This window comes from Actinoplanes sp. ATCC 53533, from assembly GCF_003947245.1.
The window spans coordinates 1-887 of sequence record NZ_QHHV01000568.1; the positions used below are offsets into that span (position 1 = coordinate 1).

The following is an 887-nucleotide window of genomic DNA, read 5'->3' on the forward strand; positions in this document are numbered from 1 at the left end:
CTCGCTCGCCGCCGCTGCCTGTGGCGACGCCCCTGAAGAGACACCGACCGGTTCGGCCTCGAGTGCCGCAACCGCATATAAGGCGTGCATGGTCACCGACACCGGTGGCATCGACGACCGGTCGTTCAACGCCTCTGCATGGGCCGGCCTGCAGGCCGCCAAGGAAGCCCAGAGCAATGTCGAGCCGAAGTACGTGGCCTCGACGGCCGAGGCTGACTACGAGCCCAACCTGCGGCAGTTCGTCACGCAGAAGTGCAACTTCATCCTCTCGGTCGGCGGCCTGATGGGCGACGCCACCGGGAAGGTAGCCAAGGAGAACACCACCCAGCAGTTCGGCATCGTGGACAGCAGCATCGCGGACGCGACCAACGTCTTCCCGATGCAGTTCGCCACCGAGCAGGCGGCCTTCCTGGCCGGCTACGTGGCGGCGGGCTACTCCAAGACCGGCAAGGTGGCCACCTACGGCGGCCTGAAGATCCCGCCGGTCACCGTCTTCATGGACGGCTTCGCCGACGGCGTGGCGTACTACAACAAGCAGAAGAGCAAGAACGTCGCAGTCATCGGCTGGGACAAGGCCAAGCAGAACGGCACCTTCGCCGAGAACTTCGGCGACCAGGCCAAGGGCAAGACCATCACCAACTCGCAGGTCTCGCAGGGTGCCGACGTCATCATGCCGGTGGCCGGCGGCACGGGCCTGGGTACCGCGGACGTCGCCAAGGCGTCCGGCGGCAAGGTCTCGGTCATCTGGGTCGACCAGGACGGCTGCAAGAGCGCGGAGCAGTACTGCGACGTGTTCCTGACCACGGTCGTCAAGAACATCACCGACGCGGTCGAGACGGCTGTCGCGGACGGCGCCTCGGGCAAGCCGCTGGCGTCGACCCCGGGCT

Annotated in this window: 1 protein-coding gene; it reads left to right on the forward strand. The window is 66.7% G+C overall.

Annotation, left to right across the window (positions count from 1 at the left end; genetic code table 11):
* Positions 1 to 887: BMP family ABC transporter substrate-binding protein (locus DMB66_RS60065; protein WP_158647750.1), on the forward strand; the 887-nt coding region annotated here is incomplete at both ends.